Source organism: Streptomyces sp. NBC_00252 (assembly GCF_036187565.1).
Lineage (GTDB): Bacteria > Actinomycetota > Actinomycetes > Streptomycetales > Streptomycetaceae > Streptomyces.
Genome location: NZ_CP108087.1, coordinates 1,212,590 through 1,237,270, shown reverse-complemented (window position 1 = coordinate 1,237,270; position 24,681 = coordinate 1,212,590). Strand labels below are relative to the sequence as shown.

Here is a 24,681-nt window from a genome sequence, read left to right as displayed (position 1 = left end):
CGGCCCCGCAAACGCGTGGCCATCGCGGTGGCGCACGTGTTTTGATCACCTGGGCCTTCCACTCCACGACGGGGAACGGGGACGGTGTGAACGACGACGATCTTCTGGCGGACCGCTTCGAGCGGCACCGCGGCCGGTTGCGCGCCGTGGCGTACCGCATGCTCGGCTCGGTGCCGGAGGCGGAGGACGCCGTTCAGGAGACGTGGCTGAGGCTCAGCCGGACCGGCGCGGACGGGATCAGGAACCTCGGCGGCTGGCTGACCACGGTCGTCGGCCGGGTCTGCCTCGACCTGCTGCGCGCCCGTGCGGCGCGCCGCGAGGACCCCATCGACGAGACGTTCGTGCCCGACCCGCTGCTCGGTCCCCTGACGCCCGTCGACCCCGAGGAGGAGCTGCTCCAGGCCGACTCGGTGGGCCTCGCCCTCCTCGTCGTCCTGGAGACCCTGGAACCCGCCGAACGGCTCGCGTTCGTCCTGCACGACCTGTTCGCGGTGCCCTTCGACGACATCGCCCCGATCGTGGAACGGACGTCGGCCACGACCCGCCAACTGGCCAGCAGGGCCCGCCGCCGCGTCCAGGCCGCCGGCCCCTCGGCCGACCCCGACCTCGCCCGCCAGCGCGAGATCGTCGAGGCCTTCCTCGCGGCCGCCCGCGAGGGCGACTTCGACGCCCTCGTCGCCCTCCTCCACCCGGACGTGGCCCTGCGCGCGGACTCCGGCGCCCTGATCCGGGGCGCGGCCGCCTCCAAGGCGCTGCGCGGCGCGCACACGGTCGCCGAACAGGCGCTGCTCTTCGCGCCGTTCGCCCACCACGCCCGACTCGCCCTGGTCAACGGCTCGGTGGGCGTCGTCAACGCGCCCGAGGGCCGGGTGCTCTCGGTCATGGGCGTGACCATCACCGACGGCCGCATCGCCGAGATGTACATCCTGTCCGACCCGGAACGACTGGCCCGCCTCGACGTGAACGGAACAGCACGCTGAACGACATGGAAGATCACATAGCGCCCCGCCTCGCCCTCCGCGGCGACTGCGAGCGGTGTTTCGGGCTGTGCTGTGTGGCGCTGCCCTTCATCGCCGCGAAGGACTTCGCGATCGACAAGCCCGCGGGGACCCCGTGCCCGAACCTCCGGGGCGATCACCGGTGCGGCATCCACGCCGAGCTCCGGCAGACGGGCTTCAGCGGCTGCACGGTCTACGACTGCTTCGGCGCCGGTCAGAAGGTCTCGCAGGTCACCTTCGGCGGCCAGGACTGGCGTACGGCCGACGGGGCGGGGGCCCGCCGGATGTTCGACGTGTTCCCCGTCGTCCGGCAACTGCACGAACTGCTCTGGTACTTGACCGAGGCGCTCACCCTGCCGGCCGCCGGGCCGGTCCACCCCGACCTGCGCCGGGCCCTCGACCGCACCGAGGAACTCACACGCGGCACGCCCGAAGAGCTGGGCGCGCTCGACGTGGGCGCGCACCGCCAGGAGGTCAACGTGCTGCTGCTGCGGACCAGCGAGCTGGTGCGGGCCGGGGTGCGCGGCAAGAAGAAGAACCGGCGGGGTGCCGACCTCATGGGTGCCCGCCTCAGGGGCGCCGATCTGAGCCGGGCGGATCTGCGCGGTGCCTACCTCATCGCCGCCGATCTCACGGGGGCCGACCTGCGCGGCGCGGATCTGATCGGCGCCGATCTGCGGGACGCCGACCTCACGGACGCCGATCTCACCGGGGCGTTCTTCCTCACCCAGCCGCAGGTCAACGCGGCGCGGGGGAGTGCGGGGACCAGGCCGCCGGGGTCAGTCGTCCGCCCGGTGCACTGGGCAGCGGGCCGCTGAGGCGGCCTCGTCCGGGACCGTGACCGGTGCGGTCGGCGGCGCCGACGCCGTGCGCCGGCCGAGGTGGAGTCGCAGCCCCTCCGGCATCAGCGTCAGGCGTTCCGTCACGCGCAGCCGGTACGCCGGGTCGGGGCGCAGCTCGTAGCGGCGCAGCAGCAGGCCCAGGACCAACGTCGCCTCGTGCAGGGCGAATTGGCGGCCGATGCAGGCTCGCGCGCCGGTGCCGAACGGCTTGAAGGTGTGCGGGGCGCGGGAGCGTACGGCCTTGGCGTCGAAGCGGTCCGGGTCGAACTCCTCTGCGTCCGGGCCCCATACCTCGGGGTCGCGGTGCAGCATCGGCGTCAGGATCAGCGCCCAGGCGCCTCGGCGCATCGGGTGGATTCCGGTCAACTCCGTGTCCCGGGTGGCCTCTCGAGCGTACGCGGGGGCCGTCGGCCAGAGCCGCAGCGACTCGTCGAGGACCCGGCGGACGTAGCGCAGCTTGGCCACCTGGTCGTAGCCGGGGGTCTCCGCGTCGCCCCACACCTGGTCGACCTCGGCACGGGCGCGGGCCGCGATCTCGGGGTGGCGGGCCAGGTAGTGGAGCGCGAAGGACAGGGAACCGGAGGTCGTCTCGTGGCCGGCGACCAGGAAGGTGATGACCTGACGGCGGACGTTCTCGGGGGAGAGCCGTTCGCCGGTGTCGGGGTGGGTGGTGTCGAGCATGCGGTCCAGCAGGTCGCCGTCGCCGCCTCCGCTGTCACGGCGGGCCCGCACCATCGCGTCCACCGTGTTGTTCAGGTAGGCGATGTCCGCGTCGTTGCGCCGAGTTGCCGTGCGCAGCAGAAGCGGGGCCAGCGGGGACGGTACGGAGTTGAGGCGCTGCGCGTAGCTGAGCGTGCCCACCATCGACGTCACGAAGGGGTGCGGACGGTCGCGTTCGAAGGAGCCGAAGTCGTGGCCGAAGCCGGTGCGCGAGATCGTCTCCAGGGTTAGCTTGGTCATGTCGCCGGGGACGTCCACCGGGCGTCCGGCGGCGAGTTCGCGGTCCCAGTGGTCGGTGAGGCGCTCGGCCACGGACAGCATCATCGGGTGGTAGCCCGCCATCGCCTCGCGGCTGAACCCGGGCGCCAACACATCATGCGCCAACTGCCAGTTGGGCTCGTGGTTGTACGCCGTGAACAGCCCGTCCCCGGCGACCGGCCGCAGGTTCGCCACCCCGAGACCCACGTGCTTGGCGAACCGTGACTCGTCCGCCATGTCGGCGACCTGGTCGGCGCCCCACACGAACACGAACTCCTTGCCGAACGCCTTCCGCCGGAAGATCGGGCCCAGTTGCCGGGCGTAGCGCAGCGTGTCCTGGAGGGGGGTGCGGCGGTCGGCGCCGAGGACGTCACCGAGGAACGGGACCCGGCGCGGGGGGTGCGGGATGCGGTCGAGCTCGGGCCAGCCCTGCTCGGCGTCCCGGAATCCCTTCGGCAGCCCGGTCGGCGTCACCGTCGTCGTCTCCGCCATGACGCGATCTCCCTTGAGCCAGCGGCAGGTTGAGCCTGTTGTACGTGGGTTCAATAACGGGTTTCAGTCTGATCCCGTTGTTGAACCGACGTCAAGTAGAGTGCGGGAATGGCCGCCAATCAGGGTGAGCGCACACGCCGCCGGCTCAGCACCGAGGAGCGCCGGGAGCAACTCCTCACGGTGGGCGCGCGGTTGTTCTCCGAGGACCCCTACGACGACGTGTGGATCGAGCAGGTCGCCGAGATCGCCGGGGTCTCCCGCGGGCTGCTCTACCACTACTTCCCGACCAAGCGGGACTTCTTCGCGGCCGTCGTGGAGCGCGAGAGCGAGCGCATGCTGCGGATGACGGCGGCGGTGCCGGGCGTGCCCGCGCGTGAACAGCTCGCCGTCGCCCTCGACACGTATCTGGAGTACGTGCACACCCACGCGCACGGCTACCGCGCCTTCCATCGCGCCGACGCGGCCGGGGATCAGACCGTACGGCGGGTCTACCAGCGGGCGTTGGCCGCGCAGGAGCGGCAGATCCTGGCCGCGCTGGCGGCCGATCCGGAGTTCGGGCCGACCGTGGGGGAGCGGGCCGACACGAAGCTCGCGGTGCGCGGGTGGCTGGCGTTCACCACCGCCGTCTGCCTGGAGTGGCTGCGCGGGCCGGAGTTGAGCCGGGAGCAGGTGCGCGATCTGTGCGCACGGGCCCTGTTGGGCGTCCTCTCGCCCTGAACGGCGGTTCGTCAGGGAAGTCGTGCAGATTGCGTGGCGTGGTTGGCGCGCGCCCCGATCTTCGGTAAGTTAGGCAAGGCTTACCTAAGGAGGTTCAGGGATGGGTGACACCCAATCGTGGACGGCCGCGCCCGCCGCGGCCGAGCGGGCCCGCTCGGTGCTCGCCGCCGCATGGTCCTGCGCGGTGACCGCGGAGGGCGGTCGCGAGGAGTTCGTCGGCGCGCACAGCGTCGACGACGACGGCCGCGTGCTCCTTCAAGTGCCCGAGGACAGCGCCCTGTTGGCGGCCGCGATCTGCGCGCCGCGCGGCGAGCCGTCCGCCGTCCTGGAGTTCGCCGATGTCGCACCCGTCCCCGTGCGCAACCGTATCCGGGCCCGGCTGTGGCTCGCGGGCTGGTTCGTCCCCGAGGACGACCACCTGGCCTTCCGGGCGACCCGCGTGGTGCTGCGCCCGCCGTCCGGCGCGGTCGTCGTCGACCTCGACGAGTTCGCCGCCGCCGAACCCGACCCGCTCGCCCTGGCCGAGGCTCAGCTGCTGACCCACCTCGCCGACTGCCACTCCGACGCCGTCGAGCGGCTCACCCGGCTCGTCGAGCCCGACAGCCTGCACGGCGCGGTCCGCGTCCAGCCCCTCGCCGTCGACCGGCACGGACTGACCCTCCGCATCGAGCGCACCCGCGCCCACGGCGACGTACGCCTGCCGTTCCACACGCCCGCCGACACCGTCGCCGACCTCACCGAGCGCATGCACGTCCTGCTCACCCAGGCCAGCGCCGCGTCCTGCCCGCGCCCCCTACAGGGGCAGCGCACAGACGGCGACGGGTGACGCGAACGGCGTTCCCGCGAGCTGGAGTTCACCGCTCGTGGCATCCACGTGGAACACGCTGACCGTGCTCGACTTCTGGTTCGCCGTGAACAGCAGCGTGCCGTCCGGGGAGAACGCGATCTGCCGCGGGAAGTCACCGGACACCGGCACCGTGCCGAGCAGCCTGAGCCGGGCGCCGTCCGCCTCGACGGCGTACCAGGCGAGGGTGTTGTCGCCCCGGTTGGCGAGATAGGCGTAGGCGCCGTTCGACGTGACCAGGATCTGCGCCGGGTAGTTGGTGGTGCTGCCCGTGCTGCCGCTGGGCTGCGGGGCGCCGATCGAGAGGGCGCCCGTGGCCGGGTCGTAGGTGCAGACCGCGATGGTGTCGTCGACCTCGTTGGCCAGGTAGGCGTACCGCCCACCGGGGTGGAACGTCAGGCTGCGCGGGCCCGCGCCCGCACGGGTGTGCGCCTGCGAGACCTCGGTGAGCGTGCCCTTCGCGGTGTCCAGGCGGTAGGTGTACACCGTGTCGGTGCCCAGGTCGACGGCGAGGACATGGCCGCCGTCGGGACTGGTCACGAACTGGTGCGCGTGCGGACCGTCCTGGCCGGGACCCGGCTGCGGAGTGGAGTGCTTGGCCAGCGCCGTGCGCTCGCCGAGCGCGCCCGAGGTGTCGATCGGGTGCACGGCCACGCTGCCGGACGTGTAGTTGGCGCTCAGCAACCACCGCCCGCTCGGGTGCACGGACAGATGGCAGGGGCCCGCGCCGCCGGTGCTCCGCGCGCCGAGCACCTTGCGGTCCGCCAGGCGTACGGCGGTCACCGCGCCGGCGGTCTGCTCGTCGACCGCGTACAGGGTGCGGCCGTCGGGGTGCAGGGCGAGGAACGACGGGTCGGGGACGCCGGTGAGGGTGCCCGTACCGGTGATCCGGCCGGTCGCCGCGTCGTAGGCCGCCAGGCCGATGCCCTTGCCGCCGCCGTCGACCGAGGTGTAGGTGCCGAGGTAGAGCGGGTGGGGGCCCGCGGCCTTGCCCGTGCGGTGTGCGCTGGGTGCCGGTGCGGTCGTGGAGCCGGTCGGCGGGGCGGATTCGGGATCCGCCGGTGCCGAGGCCGGGGCGGGGACCGCGACCACCGCCGCCGCTCCGCCCAGGGCGCCGATGAAACGGCGCCTGCTCCAGCCCTCGCGTGACGCCTCCGCACCACTGGTCATGCCCACACCCTCAGGTCGTCGCTCGGCTCGGTCGTCACAGCAACCTTGGCGTGCGGGGCCCGTCGAGCGCAAGACCGACAACAGGCGTTGCAGAGGGTGCAACGCCCTGCCGGATCACCAGACGCCGTCCCTGCCGGATCACCAGTCGCCGTCCTCCACCGGCTTGCCCTTCGTGTCCTTGAGCGGCTCGACCTGGCCGGGGGCGGGCGCCTGCCAGGGTTCGTGGTCGTCGCCCAGCCAGCCGCCGACCGGCTGCACCGCGCCCAGGGCGTCGGTCGGGGCGAGATCCTCGGCGTCCTGGTCGTAGTAGTCGAACCAGGGGAGCCCCGCCCGGGTGTACGCGGCCCGGTCCACCGGCGACGGCGGCGGGGCCTCACCGGTGATGCGGCGCCACTCCGGCGGCGTCACCAGGTGCACGAAGACCCGGCCCGCGGGCTGCTCGGCCCAGGACGACAGCGGGCGGTCGTCCGCGTAGACCTCCTGGCGCATCGAACCGCCGACGCCGAGGCCCATCGCGGCGGCCCGCCTGCTCGGGGCCGGGGGACCGCCGGGCGCGGGGGCGGCCTGCGCGGCCATCGGCATGGCGGGCATGCCGTAGCCACCGGTCGGCAGGGTGGCCGCACGCGTGCGCGCCTGCCGCGCGAGGCGTTGCTCGGCCTCGCGCCAGATGGCCAACTCCCGGTCGTTGAGCGAGAAGCACTGCAGTTGTACGCCGCCCCAGACCTCCTCGCCGGTGACCTGTCCCTCGACCGTCGCGCCGAGGCCGAGCGGGACCGCCACGAACTGACGGACCGTGCCCTTCCCGGAGTTGATGCCGTCGAGCCACGGCTGGCGGGGCAGCACCACGTAGTTCTGCGGGTCCCGGGACAGCCGGTCGCTCCACGGCTCGCCCGAGACCGCGCACACCTTGCCCACCCCGACCTGGAGCGCCGCCGGCCGGCGCGTGCCCGCGAAGCTCAGCCAGATGGCCTCGCGCAGATACACCGGGAGCATCACCCCGCCCCGCGCCCGCCACTCCTCGGGCACCGTGTCCGGGAAGTCCGCGACCCGCCGGACCGGGAACTCGCCGAGCCCAGGAGGCAACGGATGCGTGCCCGTCTCCGGCAGCCGCAGGGTGCGGACGAACCGCACCGCCGCACCGCCCGGCAGCTGCAAGGTGTTCCCGTCGATCCGCACGCTGCTGTCGGTCATACGCCCGCCCCCCATTGATCCGCCATGTGATCCAGTGCCGGAGGCCCGCCCGCCCCCCTGTTCGCTCGCCGAAGGCCCCCGGTGACTCCGTCACCTAGAACGATCGGCGCCCTCGCCCCGGTTCCTGCGCAGCCGGTCCGGTACGCCCACGCGCTCCCGGAGCCAGGTCAGCCAGGGCATGCGTTCACGCTGCTCGCGGGCGCAGCGGTCGAGTTCCTCGAAGAGCCGGCGTGAGCGGTGCTCGGTGTCCAGCTCGTCCAGCATGCGGTTGACCTCGGTGAGCATCGCACCCAGCAGCTGCCACTGCGAGGCATCGCGCTGGACGTCCTCCAGGAGCAGCTGGGCCAGCTTGTCGCGGGTCGCGGCGGCCGTGTGCAGCTCGGCGCTGAGCCGCGACTCCGCGGACTCCGCGCTCACCGACACATCGGTGGTCACCAGCACCGCGAAACTGACCACGGCGTCCCCGACCTCCGACAGCAGCTGCTCCACGGCGGCCCCCGTCGGCGGCGCGAACAGCGGCTCGGGTTCGCGCTCCTTCGCCAGGTCGGTGAAGGTGCGGGCGAGGACGCGGAGCACGACCGTGCAGATCTCCAGGGTGTCCAGACCGGTCCGCAGCACGATCCGGTGCAGCAGGCCCTCCCGTACGCGCGGATTGAGCCGCAGGCTGTCCTCGGCCTGCCGCAGCGCCGCGTCCACCTCGACGATGTCGTGGTCGAGCCGGCGCGCCTCGTGCAGCCGCGCGGTGGCGTGGTCGACGGGGGTACGGCCCGCCGCTTCCTCACCCATGCGGCGCATCAGCCGCCGTAGCCGCCGGGCCAGGCCCTCGATGGACTCGCCGGCCTCGTCGACCCACACCGGGGGAGCGAGCAGCAGATTGCAGCCGAGGCCGACGACCGCGCCGATCAGGGTCTCGACGACCCGGGCCCAGGCGGTGTTCCCGACCGTGGTGACCCCGAGGACCAGCATCGCGCTGATCGCCACCTCGGGCACGTACTCGTCGACTCTCACCAGCCGCCCCACCACGAGCGCGGCCACGATCAGCAGGGCCAGGCTCCACCAGGTCAGACCGACCAGCAGACTGAACGCGATCGCGACGAGCACGCCCGTGACCACGGCGGTCACCCGGCGGATGCCGTTGGTGAGGGTGGCGTACAGCGTGACCTGGACGACGAGGAGGGCGGTGAGGGGAGCGGTCAGCGGCGCGGGCTCGGGGCTCAGGCGCAGCGCGACGACGTACGCGACGGTCGCGGCGGTCGCCGACCGCAGCGTCTGGACGACCACCGGGTCCCGGTGCCGTCCCACGAGCCGCGCCAGCGGCGCCGCCCACTCCCGGACATCTCGCATCCTTGGCCTATTCCCTCTCACCAGATGCGCCGAACTTCTCTCTTGAGGACAGTAGCTGTCCGCAAGTCGTCCTAGATTGTCGGTACCGGACGGAGCCAACGGGAGGGGAACGTTCATGACGGACAACCAGGGCATCGAGGTACTGCTGCGCTCGCACGCCTATCTGCGCGAGGTCGTCACCGCCGTGCCCGACACGGCCTGGGCCGCGCCGACGCCGTGCAGCGAGTGGACAGTACGACAAGTCCTCAACCACGCCCGCATCGACCAGCAGGCCTACGGCCTCCTCCTCACCGGCGGCCGGCCCGACTCCGACCCCTTCCACCCGGAGGACGCCCTCGACGGCGACCCGGTCGCCGGACTCGACAAGGTGCTCACCATGGTGGCGGACGCGTACGCGAGCCTCCCCGCCGACGCCGAGCAGGTACCGACGCCGCTGGGCCCGATGCCCCTCGCGTCCGCCGCCGCGACGGCGGCCATGGACGCGGCCGTGCACGCCTGGGACATCGCCGCGGCCACCGGCCAGAACCGGCCACTCGGCACGGACCTCGCCGAGGGCATCCGGCCGGTCGCGGACCAGCTCGTCGACCAACTCCGCGACGCCTTCCACGTGTTCGGGCCGGCGCTCGAGACGAAGGAGGGCTACGACAAGGCCGAGGCGCTTCTCGCCTTCCTCGGCCGGGACCCGCACTGGACGCCCGCCGCGTCCTGAGGGACACCACACACCGGGACGGTGGCGGTCACCTCTCGTCCGCCGTCATTCGGTGACGGCGGCCCTGCTCCGCGACCGATAGCCCGCGATCTTCGCGAGGTTGCCGCAGCGGTCCATCGAGCACCAACGGCGGCGCCGGGCCTGGGAGTCGTCGAGGAACAGCAGCGAACACTCCGGGTTCTCGCACTCCTTGACCCGCTCCAGCAGCGGACCGCCCACCAGCAGGACGCCGTCCCGGGCCACCGTCGCCAGCGCCGCGCGCGCCGGATGTGCCGACTTCCAGCGCCGCGCGCCCAGTTGGGGCGCGAGATCCGGCCGTGCGGCGGCCTCGTTGACCCGCTCGGCATCGGTCGCCGCCGGTTCCCGCCCGGCCATCGCGTCGCGTACGACGCGGTAGAGCGCCTCGCGCAGGGTGCGCGCGTCCGCCAGCTCGCGGGCCGTGACCCGCACCGGCTCGGTCCCCGGCGACAGCTCCGCCTCCGTGATCCACGCGGCCAGCGCCGCCGCATCGGGCAGTCGCTCGACGGGGGTGCCGTGCCGCTTGCCGAGCGTCGCCACGAAGTTCAGGCAGGGGCGACCGCCGATGAACGGGAAGGCGGGCGGAGGCGTCATGGCAGCGAGCTTACCTCTCGTACACCGGTTCATGCGGTGTACGCGAGGGTGCCGGCATCCCTTGACACCGGTTCATCCGGTGTCGCATGGTGACACCAGTTCAACAGGTGTCGGCCAGAGGTCGTGGCCGCGACAGGGAGCGGGTTCGGTATGCGTGCGGTACGGATCGAAGAGTTCGGCGGGCCCGAGGTGCTGGTACCGGTCGAGGTGCCCGACCCGGTCGCGGGTCCCGGGCAGGTCCTGGTGCGGGTCGCCGCGGCGGGCGTGAACCGCGCGGACGCCCTGATCAGGTCGGGGAACTACCACCGGGCCGGACGCCCGCCGCTGATCCCCGGAGTGGAGGGCGCCGGCACCGTCGCCGCACTCGGGGAGGGCGTCACCGACTTCACGGTCGGGCAGCGGGTGGTCGCCCTCGACGGCATCAACTCACCCGGTTTCTACGCCGAGTTGGCCGCCGTTCCGGCCACGCAGGTCGCCGCCCTGCCCGACGGGATCGACCTCACCCACGCCGCCGCCCTGCCCGTCGCCTGGCTGTCGGCCTGGTACTGCCTGCGCCACCTCGCCCGGGTCACCAAGGAGGACACGGTGGTCGTGAAGGCCGCCGCGAGCGGGGTCGGCAGCGCCGCCGTGCAGATCGCGGCCGAGACCGGCGCCCGGGTCATCGCCCTCGCCGGATCACCCGAAAAGGCCGCCTGGGCAGGGGAGTTCGGCGCCCACGCCACCCTCGACACCTCGGCCCACCCCGACGACGCCGAGGTCGACGAGGTGCTGCGGCTCACCGGCGGACGCGGCGCGGACGTCGTCCTCGACACCGTCGGCGGCGCGGCCTTCGGGCGCAGCCTGCGCGAGATCGGCCAGGGCGGCCGGGTCGTCGCCCTCGCCAACGTGGCCCTGGAGGCGAGCACCGTCGACACCCGCGACTTCTACCCGAAGAACGCGTCGATCCTCGGCTTCCAGCTCACCAACCTCCAGATCCACGGCGGCTACGACCCCCGCGCCGACCTGCGCGAACTCGCCGAGCGGGTCGCGGCGGGCACCTACCGCGTGCCGATCGAGACCGTCGTACCGCTCGCCGAGGCCCGCGCCGCCCACGAGCGGCTGGAGCGTCGGGACAACCGGGGCAAGATCGTGATCGCGGTGCCGGGGGACTGACCTCAGACGTAAAGCTTGTCCAGGAACGCCGTCAGGTTGCCCACCGTCCGCTCGATCTGCTGCTCCACGGTCAGGCTCTCCTCGATACGGATGCCCGACTCGGGGATCTTCCGGCCGCGTACGTAGAGGGAGCAGGCGAGGTCGGTGCACATGTACAGGCCGACCGAGTTGCCGTCACGCCCCGCCGGGCCCGCTTTGCGCGCGGTCATCAGGGAGACCCCGCCGCCCGGGTGGGTCGTCACGCACAGCGAACACATGCTCCGGTGCAGGAAGCCGCGTTGGGAGGAGGGGAACCGCAGCGTGACCCCGATCAGCCCGTCCGCCCGCTCGGTGACGAGGTAGCTGCGGTCGGGCGCACCGGGATCTCGCCAGCCCAGGAAGTCCAGGTCGCCCCAGGGGCGGGTGTCGAGATCTCGGGGGACGGCCAGCCGCTTGGCCTCGCCCTTCGAGCAGTTGACGAAGGAGCTGCGGATGTCCTGCTCGGTGAGTGATCTCATGGGGGAGTCTCCTGGGGCGGCGCCTCTCGGGCGGTGCCGGCGCTCCGGCGCCTCTGAGGCGGTGTCGGTTTCCGAAACCTAGGGGGTCTAGGTTTCGGGTCAGGGTAATGAGGCGAGCGGTGGAGGGGCCAATGGATTTCGGGGGCGTCGAGGGTGTCGGGGCGCACCAGGCGCGGGCGCTGCGGCATGTGGCGGCGGGTTCGTCCGGTCCGGCCGTCGACCCGCGGCTGCGCATCACGCTCAACTTCCATCCCGACCGTACGGCGGGCGGCCGCCCGATCCTCGACGCGCTGGCCCAGGACGGCACCTACCACTCGCAGTTCGTCACCGGCACGAGCAACGGCGGGCTCACCGCCCACCCCGGCGGCGACCGCTGGCGCTGGGAGAGCCGGATCTTCGCCGGTGCCTACGACGAGGCGCCCGCACCCGAGCGACCGGTGTACGGCGCGCTGAACTTCCGCCGCCAAGTGGTCGGCGCCGCACCGAGGTTCGGCTCCTCGCACCTCCGGCTCACCGGTGCGGCCCTCGCCCGCGCGACCTTCTGCTACCCCGACAGCGCCGCCGAACCGACCGACTTCGGCGTCGCCTCCGGCATGCACCTGATCGCGCTCGCCGAGGCCGACGAACAGGACGCCCTGAACGACTACATCGAGACCCAGGTCCACGGAGGAGTCGACCTCGCCCGCGACACGGAGGCCCTCGTCCTGGACGCGAGCTACCGCGGCACCCCCGTCGAGACCGCCGCCCGCAGGCTGCCCTGCCCCGTCGAGTGGCACCCCGGATACCGGCTCTCCGTAAGGGAGTTGCACCGGCACGCGGACTACCGGGGCCAGGAGTACGCCGACCTCGGCGCCCGTATCGCCGAGCGCGGGATCGTCGACCCGCGCATCATCGGCGACGCGGCCCGCACCGGTTACCACGCACTCCAGGACCTGAAGATGGTCTGGCACACCCTCGCCCGCTTCGGGGCACCGGAGGGCGCGGGCACGGCCTACCGCTCGGCGGCGGCCGAGACGGGCACCGGAGGCCACACGCCCGGTGTGAGCACCCCGACCGCGTAGGCGCGGGCGACCAGTTCGGTACGGTTCGCCGCGTCCCACCGGGCCGACAGCCGCCGTAGGTGATAGGTCACGCCGTCCGTCGTGAGGCCGGTCTCGCGGGCCGTGTGGGCGGTGGTGGCGCCGCTCGCGAGGAGCGCGAGGATGCGGCCCTCGATCGGGGTGACCTGCGCGGAGGGGTCCTCGCGGGGTGCGCCGGCGCGGGGGTCGCCCTCGCCCTGGACGCGCAGCATGACCAGCAGCGCCGGGGTCTCCTCGACCGTGTCGCTGACCGGGTCGGCCGTCAACTCCCCATGGCGCTCGACGCCGTTCGGGGCCCGCCAGCGCACCGACACCTGGTAGCGCGACCGGTGCCGCAGCCGTAGCGCCTCCGCGATGCGCTCGACCTGTCCCGACTCCTGCGGCTGGAAGAGGCCGAGCACGTCCTGCCCGCGCAGCTGCCCCGGTGTCGTCCCGCACTCCGCCGCCATCGCCGGGTTCGCCGCCTGCACCGAGCCGTACACATCGCACACCGCGACCGGCACCGCGACCCGGTCGAAGAGCATCAGGGCGCGGTTGCGCCACACCACGCCCTCTCTGCGCGCCCAGTCCACCGGCACCTCCTGTCACACCTTGCCCGCCCCACCATCATGCGGCTCAGTTGCAGGTCCCGCTGCCGCTGTAACAGGGCGAGTAGCCGGCTCTCGGCGTGGGCGCGGGGGTCGGATGGCCGCGGTCCCACTCGTGCTGCATGCCGATGAGGAGGGTGAACACGAGACCCGCGGTGACGAGGTGCGACACGGTCGTCCATGGTGCGCGGGAGAGTGCCGCGAGGGCCGCCAGGGCGAGGAGGGCGTAGAGGAAGTGTTCCATCCAGGCGATGTTCGCGAGCGTGGCCGCGTCGATCCTGCCCCGGTCGCCCTGCGCGGCCCAGCCCTCCATGCCGGAGGTGAACGTCGACCAGGCGAAGAAGACGGCCTCGGCGACGAACAGGGTGATGGCGGCGAGGACGTCCGAGGCGCGGGACGTCCGGTGGGACCACGGCCATCGGCGGTGCCGGGGCGGATGTTCGGGCAGTACCTGCGTCATGGGCCCACCCTGCCGCAGCGGTCACGGGGAGCGCATGAGTACGCGCACTCAGTCGGCGCGCCCGCCTAGCCGGACCGGGGCGTCCGCGCAAGACGCCGTCCGTGGTTTCCGCTACACGATCTTGTAGTCCCATGGCGCGGTCCGCCGGGACGGGGCGAGCACGCTGGAACGCAGTACTTCCGTACCGCGAAAGGCAGTTGTCGCGCCATGCCCCCCACCGCGCCGCACCCCCAGCCCGCCGACACGCTCCCCGGCGTGCCCGTCGTCGACATCACCGCGACCGGACCCGGCCGCACCCCGATGCAGCAGATCATGGACCTGATGCGCCGTCACGGACCCGTGTTCGTAAGGCGGTTGCACGGGCGGGACGCCCTGTTCGTCAGCGATCTGGACCTGGTGGCCGAACTCGCCGACGAGCGGCGGTTCGCCAAGCACATCGGGCCCGCCCTGGAGAACGTCCGGGCCTTCACCGCCGACGGACTCTTCACGGCGTACAACGACGAGCCCAACTGGGCCAGGGCGCACGACATCCTGATGCCCGCTTTCGCCCTCGGCTCGATGCACACCTACCACCCCGTGATGCTCAAGGTGGCCCGGCGGCTCATCGAGTCCTGGGACCGGGGCGCGGGCGAAGGACGCCCGGTGAACGTGGCCGACGACATGACCCGGATGACCCTCGACACCATCGGACTCGCCGGATTCGACTACGACTTCGGGTCGTTCGAGCGGGCCGAGCCGCACCCCTTCGTCGAGTCCATGGTCCGCTGCCTGGAGTGGAGCATGACCGGGCTGGCGCGCGTCCCCGGCGAGGACCGCACGGCGGCCGACGCGGCCTTCCGCGCCGACGCCGACTATCTCGCCCAGGTCGTCGACGAGGTCATCGCCGCCCGCACCGGCACCGACCAGGCCGACGCAGGAGACCTCCTCGGGCTCATGCTCAGCGCGGAACACCCGGCCGACGGCACGACCCTCGACACCGCCAACATCCGCAACCAGGTGATCACCTTCCTGATCGCGGGCCACGAGACGACGTCCGGCGCGATGTCGTTCGCGCTGTACTACCTCTCCAAGCACCCCGCCGTGCTGCAACTCGTGCAGCGCGAGGTGGACGCGCTGTGGGGCGACACCGCGGACCCGGAACCGACGTACGACGAGGTCGGCAGGCTCACCTACACCCGCCAAGTCCTCAACGAGGCACTGCGGTTGTGGCCCACCGCCGCCGCGTTCAGCCGGCACGCGCTTGAAGACACCGTGCTCGGCGGCCGCATTCCGCTGCGGGCCGGGCAGGCCGTCACCGTGATCGCGCCGATGCTGCACCGGCAGCCCGGGTGGGGCGACAACCCCGAGCTGTTCGACCCCTCGCGCTTCACCCCCGAGGCGGAGGCGGCGCGTTCCGTACACGCCTTCAAGCCGTTCGGCACCGGTGAACGCGCCTGTATCGGGCGGCAGTTCGCGCTGCACGAGGCGACCATGCTGCTCGCGATGCTCGTCCACCGCTACCGGCTGCACGACCACGCCGACTACCGGCTCACGGTGAAGGAGACCCTCACTCTCAAGCCCGACGGCTTCACCCTCACCCTGACCCCGCGCACCCCCGCCGACCGCGATCACGGTCCGCTGCCGGGTGCGGTCGAGGCCCCTGTGACTCCCACGGCCGCCACCGCCGGCCTGCCCGCGCGCGTCCGGCCCGGCACCTCGGCGCTCTTCCTGCACGGCAGCAACTACGGCACCTGCCGCGAGTTCGCCGCCCAACTCGCCGACGAGGCAGCCGGGTTGGGATGCGCGGTCGAGGTGGCGCCGCTCGACGCGTACGCCGAAGGACTGCCCACCGACCGGCCCGTCGTCATCGCCTCCGCCTCCTACAACGGCCGCCCCACCGACGACGCCCTCGCCTTCGCGGCCTGGCTGGAGCAGCCGCACGACCTCACCGGTGTTACCTACGCCGTCCTCGGCGTCGGCGACCGCAACTGGGCCGCCACCTATCAGCACATGCCGACCCGTATCGACGCCCGCCTCGCCGAACTCGGCGCCACCCGCCTCACCGAGCGCGCCGCGGCCGACGCCTCGGGCGATCTCACCGGCGCCGTACGGGAGTTCACGGCCCGGCTGCGCACGGCACTCCTGGAGACGTACGGCGATCCCGACGCCACGGACGCCGAACCCGTGGAGCAGCTCGCCGGCTACGAGGTCCGCACCCTCACCGGCGGCCACCTGGACGCCCTCGCCGCACGGCACGGCCTCGTCCCCATGACCGTCACCGAGGCCCGCGACCTCACCGCCCCCGGCCACCCGCGCCGCAAGCGCTTCGTCCGCGTCGCCCTGCCGGAAGGCACCGGCTACCGGACCGCCGACCACCTCACCGTCCTGCCCGTGAACGCCCCGGCCCTCGTCGAACGCGCCGCCACCGCCCTCGGCGTCGACCTCGACGCCGTGCTCGACATCCGCCCGGCCCGCCCGCGCCGCGACGGCCTCGCGGTCGACCGGCCCGTGACCGTGCGCCACCTGCTCACGCACCACGTCGAGTTGCAGGACCGCCCGACCGCCGACCAGCTGGTCGCGCTCGCCGCCGCCAACCCCTGCCCGCCCGAACGCATCGCCCTCGCCGCGCTCACCGGCGACCCGCGCACGTTCGTCGAACTCGTCGAGGACCACCCGGCGTTGCGCGGCGCCCTCGACTGGCCGACGCTGCTGGACCTGCTCACCCCGCTGCGCCCCCGGCACTACTCGATCTCGTCCTCGCCCGCGGTCGACCCCGGCCACGCGGACCTGATGGTCTCCCTGCTGGAGGCACCGGCCCGCTCCGGCAAGGGCGTCTACCGGGGAACCGGTTCCGGCCACCTCAACACCGTCGCACCCGGCGACACGGTGTACGCCCGCGTCCAGCCGTGCCGCGAGGCGTTCCGCATCGACGACTCCACCCCGATCGTGATGATCGCGGCCGGCACCGGACTCGCCCCCTTCCGCGGCACCATCGCCGACCGCACGGCGGCCCTCGCGGGCGGTGCCCAACTTGCTCCGGCCCTCTGCTACTTCGGCTGCGACGCCCCCGACGCCGACTACCTCCACGCCGACGAACTCCGCGCCGCCGAGACCGCCGGAGCCGTCTCGCTCCGCCCGGCCTTCAGCGCCGCCCCGGAGGGCGAAGTGACCTTCGTCCAGCACCGCGTCGCCGCCGAGGCCGACGAGGTGTGGGCCCTACTGGACGCGGGCGCCCGGGTGTTCGTCTGCGGCGACGGCGCACGCATGGCACCCGGCGTGCGCGAGGCGTTCCGTACCCTGTACCGGGACCGCACGCCCGGCGCCGACGACACGGCCGCCGAGCAGTGGCTCAACACGCTGATGGCGGACGGGCGTTACGTCGAGGACGTGTACGCCGCCGGCTGACCGGGACGGAGAGGTGGGCGCACGGTGACGGACTCCTGGGAGCGCGCCCGACAGGCACTCGGCGCGGCGGGCATCCCGCCCGGCGACCTCGCCCACCTCCGCCCCCTCGGCGGCGGCACCTACAACCTCGTCGAGGAACTCACCCTCACCGACGGCACCCGCCACGTCCTCAAGACCGCGCCCACCGCCCCCGGCCTGTCCCACGAGCACCGACTCCTCGTCTCCGAGGCCGACTTCTACGGCGCCGCCGCCAAGGCCGGGGTGGCGGCGCCCCGCGTCGTGGTCCTCCACGGCGACACCCTGCTGATGACGCGCTGCCCCGGCGACCCCTGGGACGACACCCTCAACGGCCCCGAAGTCACCGACCTGCGCGCGGAGTTGGGACGCCAGGTGGCCCGCCTGCACGAGATCACCGGCCCCGGCTTCGGCTACCCCTCCGGCGCCCTCGGCCCCCTCGCCCCCGACTGGCGCACCGCGTTCACCACGCTCTACGCCGCCGTCCTCGACGACGCCCGCCGCTACGACGCCTGGCTGCCGGTCCCCGCCGACGCCATCGCCCGCACGGCCCGGTCGGCGTACGCGGCCCTCGACGACGTCACCGTCCCGAGTGCCGTCCACTTCGACCTGTGGCGGGGCAACATCCTCGTCGACCGCGCGAACGGAACACCCCGCATCGGTGGACTCATCGATGGCGAGCGGATGTTCTGGGGCGACCCGCTCGCCGACTTCGTCTCCCTGGCACTGCTGGGGGACATCAGGAAGGACGAGGCGTTCCTCGCCGGCTACCGGGAAGCGGGCGGGCGGGCCGAGTTCGATCGGTCGGCCCGCCTCCGGTACGCCCTCTACCGCAGCTATCTCCACCTGATCATGCTGGCGGAGGCGGTCCCCCGGAGGTTCGGCGAGGAAGAGAACCGCTGGCGGCGGGAGAACGTCGGTCCCGAGCTCATCGCGGCCCTGGGGGAGATCGACGAGACGGCCTCGACCACGTAGTGTGCATTCCATCGCCCCTTAGTTCAGGGCGTGAATTAAGAGGGTGCGGGGTTCGGAGGGAGCCACATGGCGGGGCGGAACGGGCGCACGGTACGCGACCTCAGGCGGGCCAACCGCACGGCCGTGCTGCAACGGCTGTACTTCGACGGACCCCTCAGCCGCTTCGAGCTGGGCCCGGCGACCGGACTCAGCTCGGGCTCGGTGAGCAACGTCGTCGCGGACCTCGTCGCCGACGGACTGGTCGAGGAGGCCGGCAGCGTCGACTCCGACGGCGGCCGTCCCCGGACCCTGCTCCGAGTCGCCCCGCACAGCGGCCACATGATCGGCGTCGACGTCGGCGAGACCCGCGTCCGCGTCGAGCTGTTCGACCTCACGCTCACCGAACTCGCCCGCGCCGAACGCCCGTTGGAGCAGCAGCGCTACGAGGTCGAGGTCATCGTCGGCCACATCCGCGACGGCATAGCCGAGGTCCTCGCCGCCGCCGGCAAGGCACCGGAACAGCTCCTGGGCGTCGGCATCGGCGTCCCCGGCATAGTCGAGCACACCCCGGACCGCGGCGCCGTCGTGCACGGCCAGACGATGGGCTGGGACGCGGTCCCCCTGGAGGAACTGCTCCGCAGCACCTCCCAACTCCCGGACGTCGTGCCGTACTTCATCGACAACGGTGCCAAGACCCTCGGTCAGGCCGAGATGTGGTTCGGCGGCGGCCGGGGCGCGCGCAACGCGATCGTCGTCCTCTTCGGCTCCGGTGTCGGCGCCTGTCTCGTCACTCCCGAGGTGGAGAACGGCCGGGCGGTCGAGTGGGGGCATCTGACCGTACGGGTCAGGGGGCGCCGCTGCCGCTGCGGGGCCCTGGGCTGTCTCGAGGCGTACGCGGGCGCCGAGTCGCTGCTCGACCGCTGGCGCGAGCAGGGCGGACGTCCGCCCGAGGGCACCGACGAGGAGACCGCGATGACCGCGCTCCTGGTCGCCGCCTACCCGCCCGAGGGCACCGACGCCGACCCCGTCGCGCTCGCCGTCCTGGAGGAGACCGCCGAGTACCTGGGCGCCGGACTGTCCGACCTGATCAACCTCTTCCAGCCCGAGCGCATCCTGATCGGCGGCTGGGCCGGACTCCAGCTCGGCACCCGCTTCCTGCCCGCCGTACGCCACCACGCCACCGCTTACGCGCTGCGCCACCCCGCCGGACGCGTCAGCATCGACCTCGGCCTGCTCGGCCCGGACGCGGTCACCGTCGGCGCCGCGATCCTCCCGCTCGCCGACTTCTTCGCCCGTGGCGGCCGCCGGGCCGAACCCGAACCGGAAGGCCCGCCGCCCGCCTGGCGCACGGCGCTGGAGGAACGCGCACCGCACTGAGGGGGACGGGCAGTTGGGGGATGATCACCCCATGAGCGAGATCATCCTGATGTCCGACGCCCGGGTCGCCGCCATCCCCGTCGAGGAGTGCGGAGAGCCCCTGGTCGATGTGAGTGCCGTCCTGCTGGTCGACGACCGCAAGAAGGACAGCGGCGCCGAACTCCACCTGCGCCAGAGCGTGTTGGACCGGCTCCTCGAAGCGCAGGCCCTGCTGCCCGACGGCCTGCGGCTGCTGTTCGTCGAGGGCTACCGGCCACCGTCCCTCCAGCGCCGCTACTTCGAGGACTACGGCGACGAGTTGCGCGCCGCCCACCCGGACTGGCCCGCCGACCTCATCCGGTCCGCCGCCAGCCGTTATGTGTCACCGCCGGAGATCGCCCCGCACTCCGCCGGGGCGGCCGTCGACCTGACCCTCGCCGACGCCGACGGCCGCGAACTCGACCTGGGTACGCCGATGAACGCCAACCCCGAGCAGAGCGGCGGGGCTTGCTACACCGGCGCCGACAACATCACCGCCGAGGCCGGGGCCCACCGCGCCGTCCTGGGCAAGGCGCTCGGCGCGGTCGGCCTGGTCAACTACCCGACGGAGTGGTGGCATTGGTCGTACGGCGACCGCTACTGGGCGCTGACGACCGGCGCGCCCGCCGCCCTGTACGGCCCGAAGGACCTCGACCCTTCGTGAGGCCGTGACCGGAACTATCCGGCGAACGCGTCCACACCGGTCAGGTCGGCGGACAGCTTCCACAGCCGGGCGGCCTGCTCCGGGTCGATCGCCCACTCCTTGACGCCGGTGCGCTCGCCGTCGGCGGGGGCGGGCTCGGCGACGTCGCAGTCCTCCAGGTAGACGCCGCCGAGGCCGTCCAGCTGGGGCGAGGTCGCGGCCCAGACCTGGGTGGCCGCGCCCTGCTCCGGGGTCTTGAAGAGCTCCGGGTGCAGCATGTTGCCGTCCTCGTCGATCCAGCCGCGCTCCACCATCTCCTCCGTGGCCAGGTGGCGTTGGAGCGGCGTGAGGATGCCGCCCGGGTGGAGCGCGAAGGCCCGTACGCCGTGGTCGGCGCCCAGCCTGTCGAGGTGGACGGCGAACAGGACGTTCGCGGTCTTCGCCTGCCCGTAGGCCTCCCACTTGTCGTAGTCGTGGCTCCAGTGGACGTCGTCCCAGCGGATCCCGGAGGTGTGGTGGCCGGTCGAGGACACCGAGACCACCCGGGCACCGCCCGCCGCGATGGCCGGCCACAGCCGGTTGACGAGGGCGAAGTGGCCGAGGTGGTTGGTGGCGAACTGCGCCTCCCAGCCGGGCCCGACCCGGGTCTCCGGGCAGGCCATGATGCCGGCGCTGTCGATCACGAGGTCCACCGTGCGGCCGGAGGCCAGAAAGCGGTCGGCGAAGCCGCGCACGCTCTCCAGGTCGCCGAGGTCCATCTCGTCCAGCTCGACGCCGTCGATCCCGGCCACGGCCTCGCGCGCGGTGTCGGGGCGGCGGGCGGGGACGACGACCCGGGCCCCCGCCTTGGTGAGCGCGCGGGTGGTCTCGAGGCCGATGCCCGAGTATCCGCCGGTGACGACGGCGAGCCTGCCGGTGAGGTCGATGCCCTTCAGGACGTCGTCGGCGGTGCTCTTCGCACCGAATCCGGAACCGATCTTGTGCTGTGCAGTGGTCATACCGGAACGCTACGAATTGGAGTGCGCTCCAAGTCAAGGAGAAGCCCCGGCCGTGACGGGGGAATCACGACCGGGGCGGTCAGGTGGTGGGCACGGAAGGCGGTCGCCTCGCGGCGGAAGGCTCCACAGGGCTTCAGCCGAACGATCTTCCCTGTGGGCGGAGGTTGAGGCCCGGGGACACTGTTCCCTCCGCACCCACGGTCTGTTCAACGGAGAACTACCTTTGGGTGTTCCTGTGCGGGCCCCGGCACCCGGTGATGTGCGTCACTTGTCAGAGGTCCAGTCCAGCAGTGCGTCCGCCGACCAGGTGGTCAGCACCCGTTCGGCGGGCACCCCGCACTCCTCCGCCCGGGCACAGCCGTTGATCTGCCAGTCGAGCTGGCCCGGCGCGTGCGCGTCCGTGTCGATCGAGAACAGCGTCCCGGCGTCCACGGCCTTCCGCAGCAGCCGCCTGGGCGGGTCGAGCCGCTCCGGACGGCTGTTGATCTCCACGGCCGTGCCCGACTCGGCGCACGCGGCGAACACCTCGTCCGCGTCGAACGCCGACTCCGGCCGCGCGGCACCCCCGTCCCGCCCGATCAGCAGCCGCCCGGTGCAGTGCCCGAGGATGTCCGCGTGCGGATTCCGTACGGCCGCCACCATGCGCCGGGTCATGGCGCGGGCCTCCATCCGCAGCTTGGAGTGCACGGAGACCACGACGACGTCGAGCCGCTCCAGCAGCTCGGGTTCCTGGTCCAGCGAGCCGTCGTCGAGGATGTCGCACTCGATGCCGGTCAGCAGCCGGAAGGGCGCCCAGGTCTCGTTCAGCGCCGCCACCATGTCCAGCTGCTCGCGCAGCCGCTCCGGGGACAGCCCGCGCGCCACGGTCAGCCGGGGGGAGTGGTCGGTCAGCACCGCCCACTCGTGGCCGAGCCGGGCCGCCGTACGGCCCATCTCCTCGATCGGGCTGCCGCCGTCCGACCAGTCGGAGTGGAGGTGGCAGTCGCCGCGCAGCAGCGCCCGCAGTTTCTCGCCGCCGGGGCCGGACGGGGCGGGCGCCTCGGCCTCCAGCTGCTCCAGATAGGCGGGCACCCGCCCGTCCAGGGCCTCGCGGGCCACCTGCGTGGTCTTGGGGCCGATGCCCTTGAGGGACTCCAGGGACCCGGCAGCGGCGCGTTGGGCGATCTCGCCCTCGGGGAGTGCCGCGAGGACCCTGGCCGCCGTACGGAAGGCGCGTACGCGGTAGGTGGGGGCCAGGGAGCGTTCCAGCAGGAAGGCGATCCGGTCCAGCGCCTGCACGGGATCCATCGAGCCTCCTCCCGCGAGGGGCCCCCGGCCGAACACCGTGGACCGCTCGCGTCCGCCTGATGCGTTCTAGGCTCTATTGCATGACCGAAATGTCCAGTCCGCACATCTCCAGCCCGCGGATCATGGTGCTGAAGGTGCAGCCCGGTACCCCGCCGTTCCGCATCGTGGAGATCGACGGGGAGATGGTCGCCGAGGCCAGGGGGATCACCGACGTGCTCCAGGTCGCGGCCGTGTGCGGCATCACGGTCCGCGACCTGGACGACCCGGACGTGGTGCGCTGGGTCGGTGGGGACAAGTTCACCTGGTTGCCGCACTAGGGCCTACGGAATCAGCCGACGGTCCACTTCTGGTTGGCGCCGCCCGAGCAGGTCCAGATCTGCAGCGGGGTGCCGTTGGCCGAGGTGTTGCCGGTGACGTCCAGGCACTTGTTGGCCTGCGGGTTGACGATGTCGTTCGCCGAGCTGACGGCCCACTTCTGGGCGGCGCTGCCGTTGCAGTCGTAGAGCTGCACCTTGGTGCCGTCCGCGGTGCCGCCGCTCGCGACGTCCAGGCACTTGCCGAGGGCGCGGATCGTGCCGTCGGAGCCGACGGTCCACTGCTGGGCGGCCGAGCCGTTGCAGTCGTAGAGCTGTACGGCGGTCCCGTTGGCGGAGTTCGCGCCGTTGACGTCGACGCACTTGCCGGCCAGACCCTTGATCGCCACCCCGGCGGCCGTGTTGCTCGTGGTCACCGAGACCGAGTCCACCACCAGCTGGGCCGGGAAGGCCGTGGCGCTGTTCGGGTCGCCCGGCCAGTCGCCGCCGACCGCCAGGTTGAGGATCAGGAAGAACGGCTTGTTGAAGGCCCAGGTGTTGCCGCCCACGTCGGCGGGGGTGCGGGTCTCGTAGACGACCCCGTCGACCGACCACTTGATCGAGTTGGGCGCCCAGTCGACGGCGAAGGTGTGGAAGGCGTCCGCGAAGGCCTGGCCGTTGGGCAGCGTGTAGCCGGCGCCGATGCCGTTGGCGCCGGAGTAGCCGGGGCCGTGGATGGTGCCGTGGACCGTGGAGGGCTCGAAGCCGACGTTCTCCATCACGTCGATCTCACCCGAGTTGGGCCAGCCGACCGAGCCGATGTCGGTGCCGAGCATCCAGAACGCGGGCCACATGCCCTGGCCGCGCGGGATCTTCATCCGCGCCTCGACGTGCCCGTACTGCGCGCTGAACTTGCCCGAGGTGTTCATCCGGGCCGAGGTGTACTGGCAAGTGCCGTACCAGCACTGGTAGTTGGCCGGGTTCTCCTTCTTGGCCGTGATCACCAGATGGCCCTGGCCGTCCAGGGACGCGTTGTTGGTGCCGGACGTGTAGTACTCGCGCTCGTGGTTGTTGACGTTGTCGCCGGTCTCCTGCGTCCACTTCGAGGAGTTGACGGCCGAGCCGGCCGCCCCGTCGAAGGTGTCGGAGAACGTGACGGCGTCGGCCTGGGCGGCCGACGACGAAGCCGCCCGCGCCGGACCGATCGCGGCGGACGCGACCAGTGCGGCGGACAGGGCGGCGAAAAGACATCTGCGGAGCATGCGTGGGGAGGCCACGGCGTTCCCTTCTGTACGGCGGCAGTGGGGACCGGCACGCCGACTGAGGTGGGGGGTGAAAGCGTCGCCTCTTGATTTAAGGAGTGAGATAAGGAGAGCGTCAATACCTTGGTACGGACCAGTAGTTGACTGTTACGGACGGGTAGGCCAGGTCAGGACGCGGCCTTCGGCGCTTTGGGTGCCTTCGACGCCTTTGGTGTCCGCTCCGCCTTCACCACGGGCTTCCGCGCGTGCACCGCCCGGCCCAGCTTGCGGCCCAGCAGGACCCAACCGATCAGCGCCCCCGAGGTGTTGAGGATGACGTCGTCGATGTCGAAGGCCCGTCCGGTGATCAGCGCGCCCTGCGCGAACTCCACCAGGAGCATGACGGTCGCCGTCAGCAGCAGCACCTTCAGGATGCCGCGTGCCCGCGGCGCGAACACGGGCACCAGCACCCCGAAGGGGATGCCGAGGACCACGTTGCCCCCGATCTGCTTGATGGCGTCGCGCATGGCGGGCTGGTCGAGATAGGCCTTCAAGGAGCGGCCCGGGTGCAGATTGGTGTGCACGAGGGCCTTGGACGCGGGGGACGGCTCCAGGGTGAGCTTGGCCAGTACGACCGCGAACCCCACCATGAGGACGAACCCGATCAGCATCGCCAACACGCGCACGGGGAGGGACATCTGATGGCGTCCGCGGTCGGGTCGGACCGGCTGCGGCTCGGGCTCCGCCTTGGCCTTCTTGGTGGTGCGCAGGCGCGGAACGGTACGGGCCATGCGGTGGG

The 24,681-nt window shown here is 72.4% G+C and carries 24 protein-coding genes; 12 read left to right on the top strand and 12 right to left on the bottom strand.

The window, feature by feature from the left end; genetic code table 11:
• Window positions 1-86: 86 nt before the first annotated feature.
• Together sigJ and OHT77_RS05475 are read left to right on the top strand one after the other, a co-directional pair.
• Window positions 87-980: an RNA polymerase sigma factor SigJ gene (sigJ, locus tag OHT77_RS05480; RefSeq protein ID WP_328826839.1), complete on the top strand. Its 894-nt coding sequence runs from the start codon at window positions 87-89 to the stop codon at window positions 978-980.
• Window positions 981-985: 5 nt separating this feature from the next.
• Window positions 986-1,816, top strand: a complete 831-nt coding sequence (locus OHT77_RS05475; protein ID WP_328826838.1) for a pentapeptide repeat-containing protein — start codon at window positions 986-988, stop codon at window positions 1,814-1,816.
• Here OHT77_RS05475 and OHT77_RS05470 read toward each other — a convergent pair.
• Window positions 1,778-3,310, bottom strand: a complete 1,533-nt coding sequence (locus OHT77_RS05470) for a cytochrome P450 (RefSeq protein ID WP_328826837.1) — start codon at window positions 3,308-3,310, stop codon at window positions 1,778-1,780. The genes OHT77_RS05475 and OHT77_RS05470 overlap by 39 nt on opposite strands.
• A gap of 108 nt (window positions 3,311-3,418) precedes the next feature.
• On the opposite strand from OHT77_RS05470, the gene OHT77_RS05465 reads away from it, so the two are divergent.
• Together OHT77_RS05465 and OHT77_RS05460 are read left to right on the top strand one after the other, a co-directional pair.
• Window positions 3,419-4,027, top strand: coding sequence for a TetR/AcrR family transcriptional regulator (locus OHT77_RS05465; protein WP_328826836.1), 609 nt, complete (start codon window positions 3,419-3,421; stop codon window positions 4,025-4,027).
• 100 nt (window positions 4,028-4,127) lie between these two features.
• On the top strand, window positions 4,128-4,853 hold the full coding sequence (locus tag OHT77_RS05460) for a DUF2470 domain-containing protein (RefSeq protein WP_328826835.1): 726 nt from the start codon (window positions 4,128-4,130) through the stop codon (window positions 4,851-4,853).
• Here the strand turns inward: OHT77_RS05460 and OHT77_RS05455 are convergent.
• The 3 genes from OHT77_RS05455 to OHT77_RS05445 all read right to left on the bottom strand — a co-directional run bounded on the left by OHT77_RS05455 (window position 4,821) and on the right by OHT77_RS05445 (window position 8,576).
• A complete protein-coding gene (locus OHT77_RS05455) occupies window positions 4,821-6,041 on the bottom strand; it encodes a lactonase family protein (RefSeq protein WP_328826834.1) in 1,221 nt (406 codons plus the stop codon). The genes OHT77_RS05460 and OHT77_RS05455 overlap by 33 nt on opposite strands.
• Window positions 6,042-6,179: 138 nt before the next feature.
• Window positions 6,180-7,232, bottom strand: coding sequence for a hypothetical protein (locus OHT77_RS05450; protein WP_328826833.1), 1,053 nt, complete (start codon window positions 7,230-7,232; stop codon window positions 6,180-6,182).
• 90 nt (window positions 7,233-7,322) lie between these two features.
• Window positions 7,323-8,576 (bottom strand): FUSC family protein, encoded by a 1,254-nt coding sequence (locus tag OHT77_RS05445; RefSeq protein ID WP_328826832.1) that lies wholly within the window; start codon window positions 8,574-8,576, stop codon window positions 7,323-7,325.
• 115 nt (window positions 8,577-8,691) lie between these two features.
• Here OHT77_RS05445 and OHT77_RS05440 point away from each other — a divergent pair, with 115 nt between their 5' ends.
• Complete coding sequence (locus OHT77_RS05440; protein ID WP_328826831.1) at window positions 8,692-9,285, top strand: TIGR03086 family metal-binding protein; 594 nt, start codon at window positions 8,692-8,694, stop codon at window positions 9,283-9,285.
• A 45-nt stretch (window positions 9,286-9,330) separates the two neighbouring features.
• Here the strand turns inward: OHT77_RS05440 and OHT77_RS05435 are convergent, their stop codons facing one another.
• Window positions 9,331-9,897: a CGNR zinc finger domain-containing protein gene (locus OHT77_RS05435; protein WP_328826830.1), complete on the bottom strand. Its 567-nt coding sequence runs from the start codon at window positions 9,895-9,897 to the stop codon at window positions 9,331-9,333.
• Window positions 9,898-10,047: 150 nt separating this feature from the next.
• On the opposite strand from OHT77_RS05435, the gene OHT77_RS05430 reads away from it, so the two are divergent.
• The gene (locus OHT77_RS05430; protein WP_328826829.1) at window positions 10,048-11,049 is read left to right on the top strand and encodes a quinone oxidoreductase family protein; all 1,002 of its coding nucleotides are present in this window, start codon (window positions 10,048-10,050) and stop codon (window positions 11,047-11,049) included.
• 2 nt (window positions 11,050-11,051) lie between these two features.
• On the opposite strand, the gene OHT77_RS05425 is transcribed toward OHT77_RS05430, so the two are convergent.
• On the bottom strand, window positions 11,052-11,546 hold the full coding sequence (locus OHT77_RS05425) for an FBP domain-containing protein (protein WP_328826828.1): 495 nt from the start codon (window positions 11,544-11,546) through the stop codon (window positions 11,052-11,054).
• A gap of 131 nt (window positions 11,547-11,677) precedes the next feature.
• On the opposite strand from OHT77_RS05425, the gene OHT77_RS05420 reads away from it, so the two are divergent.
• The gene (locus OHT77_RS05420; protein WP_328826827.1) at window positions 11,678-12,607 is read left to right on the top strand and encodes a DUF3626 domain-containing protein; all 930 of its coding nucleotides are present in this window, start codon (window positions 11,678-11,680) and stop codon (window positions 12,605-12,607) included.
• On the opposite strand, the gene OHT77_RS05415 is transcribed toward OHT77_RS05420, so the two are convergent.
• Window positions 12,538-13,149 carry a PAS domain S-box protein gene (locus tag OHT77_RS05415; RefSeq protein ID WP_443048200.1) on the bottom strand — a complete coding sequence of 204 codons (612 nt, stop codon included), beginning with the start codon at window positions 13,147-13,149 and terminating at the stop codon, window positions 12,538-12,540. The genes OHT77_RS05420 and OHT77_RS05415 overlap by 70 nt on opposite strands.
• Before the next feature lie 91 nt (window positions 13,150-13,240).
• Window positions 13,241-13,672 carry a DUF6234 family protein gene (locus OHT77_RS05410; protein WP_328826824.1) on the bottom strand — a complete coding sequence of 144 codons (432 nt, stop codon included), beginning with the start codon at window positions 13,670-13,672 and terminating at the stop codon, window positions 13,241-13,243.
• 207 nt (window positions 13,673-13,879) lie between these two features.
• Between OHT77_RS05410 and OHT77_RS05405 the strand changes: the two genes are divergently transcribed.
• The 4 genes from OHT77_RS05405 to OHT77_RS05390 all read left to right on the top strand — a co-directional run bounded on the left by OHT77_RS05405 (window position 13,880) and on the right by OHT77_RS05390 (window position 20,084).
• Window positions 13,880-17,056: a cytochrome P450 gene (locus tag OHT77_RS05405; protein ID WP_328826823.1), complete on the top strand. Its 3,177-nt coding sequence runs from the start codon at window positions 13,880-13,882 to the stop codon at window positions 17,054-17,056.
• Window positions 17,057-17,080: 24 nt separating this feature from the next.
• Complete coding sequence (locus OHT77_RS05400) at window positions 17,081-18,046, top strand: phosphotransferase family protein (RefSeq protein WP_328826821.1); 966 nt, start codon at window positions 17,081-17,083, stop codon at window positions 18,044-18,046.
• A gap of 66 nt (window positions 18,047-18,112) precedes the next feature.
• Window positions 18,113-19,402 (top strand): ROK family transcriptional regulator, encoded by a 1,290-nt coding sequence (locus tag OHT77_RS05395; RefSeq protein ID WP_328826820.1) that lies wholly within the window; start codon window positions 18,113-18,115, stop codon window positions 19,400-19,402.
• Between the two features lie 31 nt (window positions 19,403-19,433).
• Complete coding sequence (locus OHT77_RS05390) at window positions 19,434-20,084, top strand: M15 family metallopeptidase (RefSeq protein ID WP_328826819.1); 651 nt, start codon at window positions 19,434-19,436, stop codon at window positions 20,082-20,084.
• 14 nt (window positions 20,085-20,098) lie between these two features.
• Here OHT77_RS05390 and OHT77_RS05385 read toward each other — a convergent pair whose 3' ends face one another.
• Both OHT77_RS05385 and OHT77_RS05380 read right to left on the bottom strand, forming a co-directional pair.
• Window positions 20,099-21,061, bottom strand: coding sequence for an SDR family NAD(P)-dependent oxidoreductase (locus OHT77_RS05385; protein ID WP_328826818.1), 963 nt, complete (start codon window positions 21,059-21,061; stop codon window positions 20,099-20,101).
• Between the two features lie 264 nt (window positions 21,062-21,325).
• The gene (locus tag OHT77_RS05380) at window positions 21,326-22,348 is read right to left on the bottom strand and encodes a PHP domain-containing protein (protein ID WP_328826817.1); all 1,023 of its coding nucleotides are present in this window, start codon (window positions 22,346-22,348) and stop codon (window positions 21,326-21,328) included.
• Window positions 22,349-22,428: 80 nt separating this feature from the next.
• On the opposite strand from OHT77_RS05380, the gene OHT77_RS05375 reads away from it, so the two are divergent.
• Window positions 22,429-22,665, top strand: coding sequence for a hypothetical protein (locus OHT77_RS05375; protein ID WP_317771483.1), 237 nt, complete (start codon window positions 22,429-22,431; stop codon window positions 22,663-22,665).
• 11 nt (window positions 22,666-22,676) lie between these two features.
• Here OHT77_RS05375 and OHT77_RS05370 read toward each other — a convergent pair whose 3' ends face one another.
• Together OHT77_RS05370 and OHT77_RS05365 are read right to left on the bottom strand one after the other, a co-directional pair.
• Entirely contained in the window at window positions 22,677-23,918 is a 1,242-nt protein-coding gene (locus OHT77_RS05370) for a ricin-type beta-trefoil lectin domain protein (RefSeq protein WP_328826816.1), read from the bottom strand.
• A gap of 152 nt (window positions 23,919-24,070) precedes the next feature.
• The gene (locus tag OHT77_RS05365) at window positions 24,071-24,673 is read right to left on the bottom strand and encodes a VanZ family protein (RefSeq protein WP_266777834.1); all 603 of its coding nucleotides are present in this window, start codon (window positions 24,671-24,673) and stop codon (window positions 24,071-24,073) included.
• Window positions 24,674-24,681 lie beyond the last annotated feature (8 nt).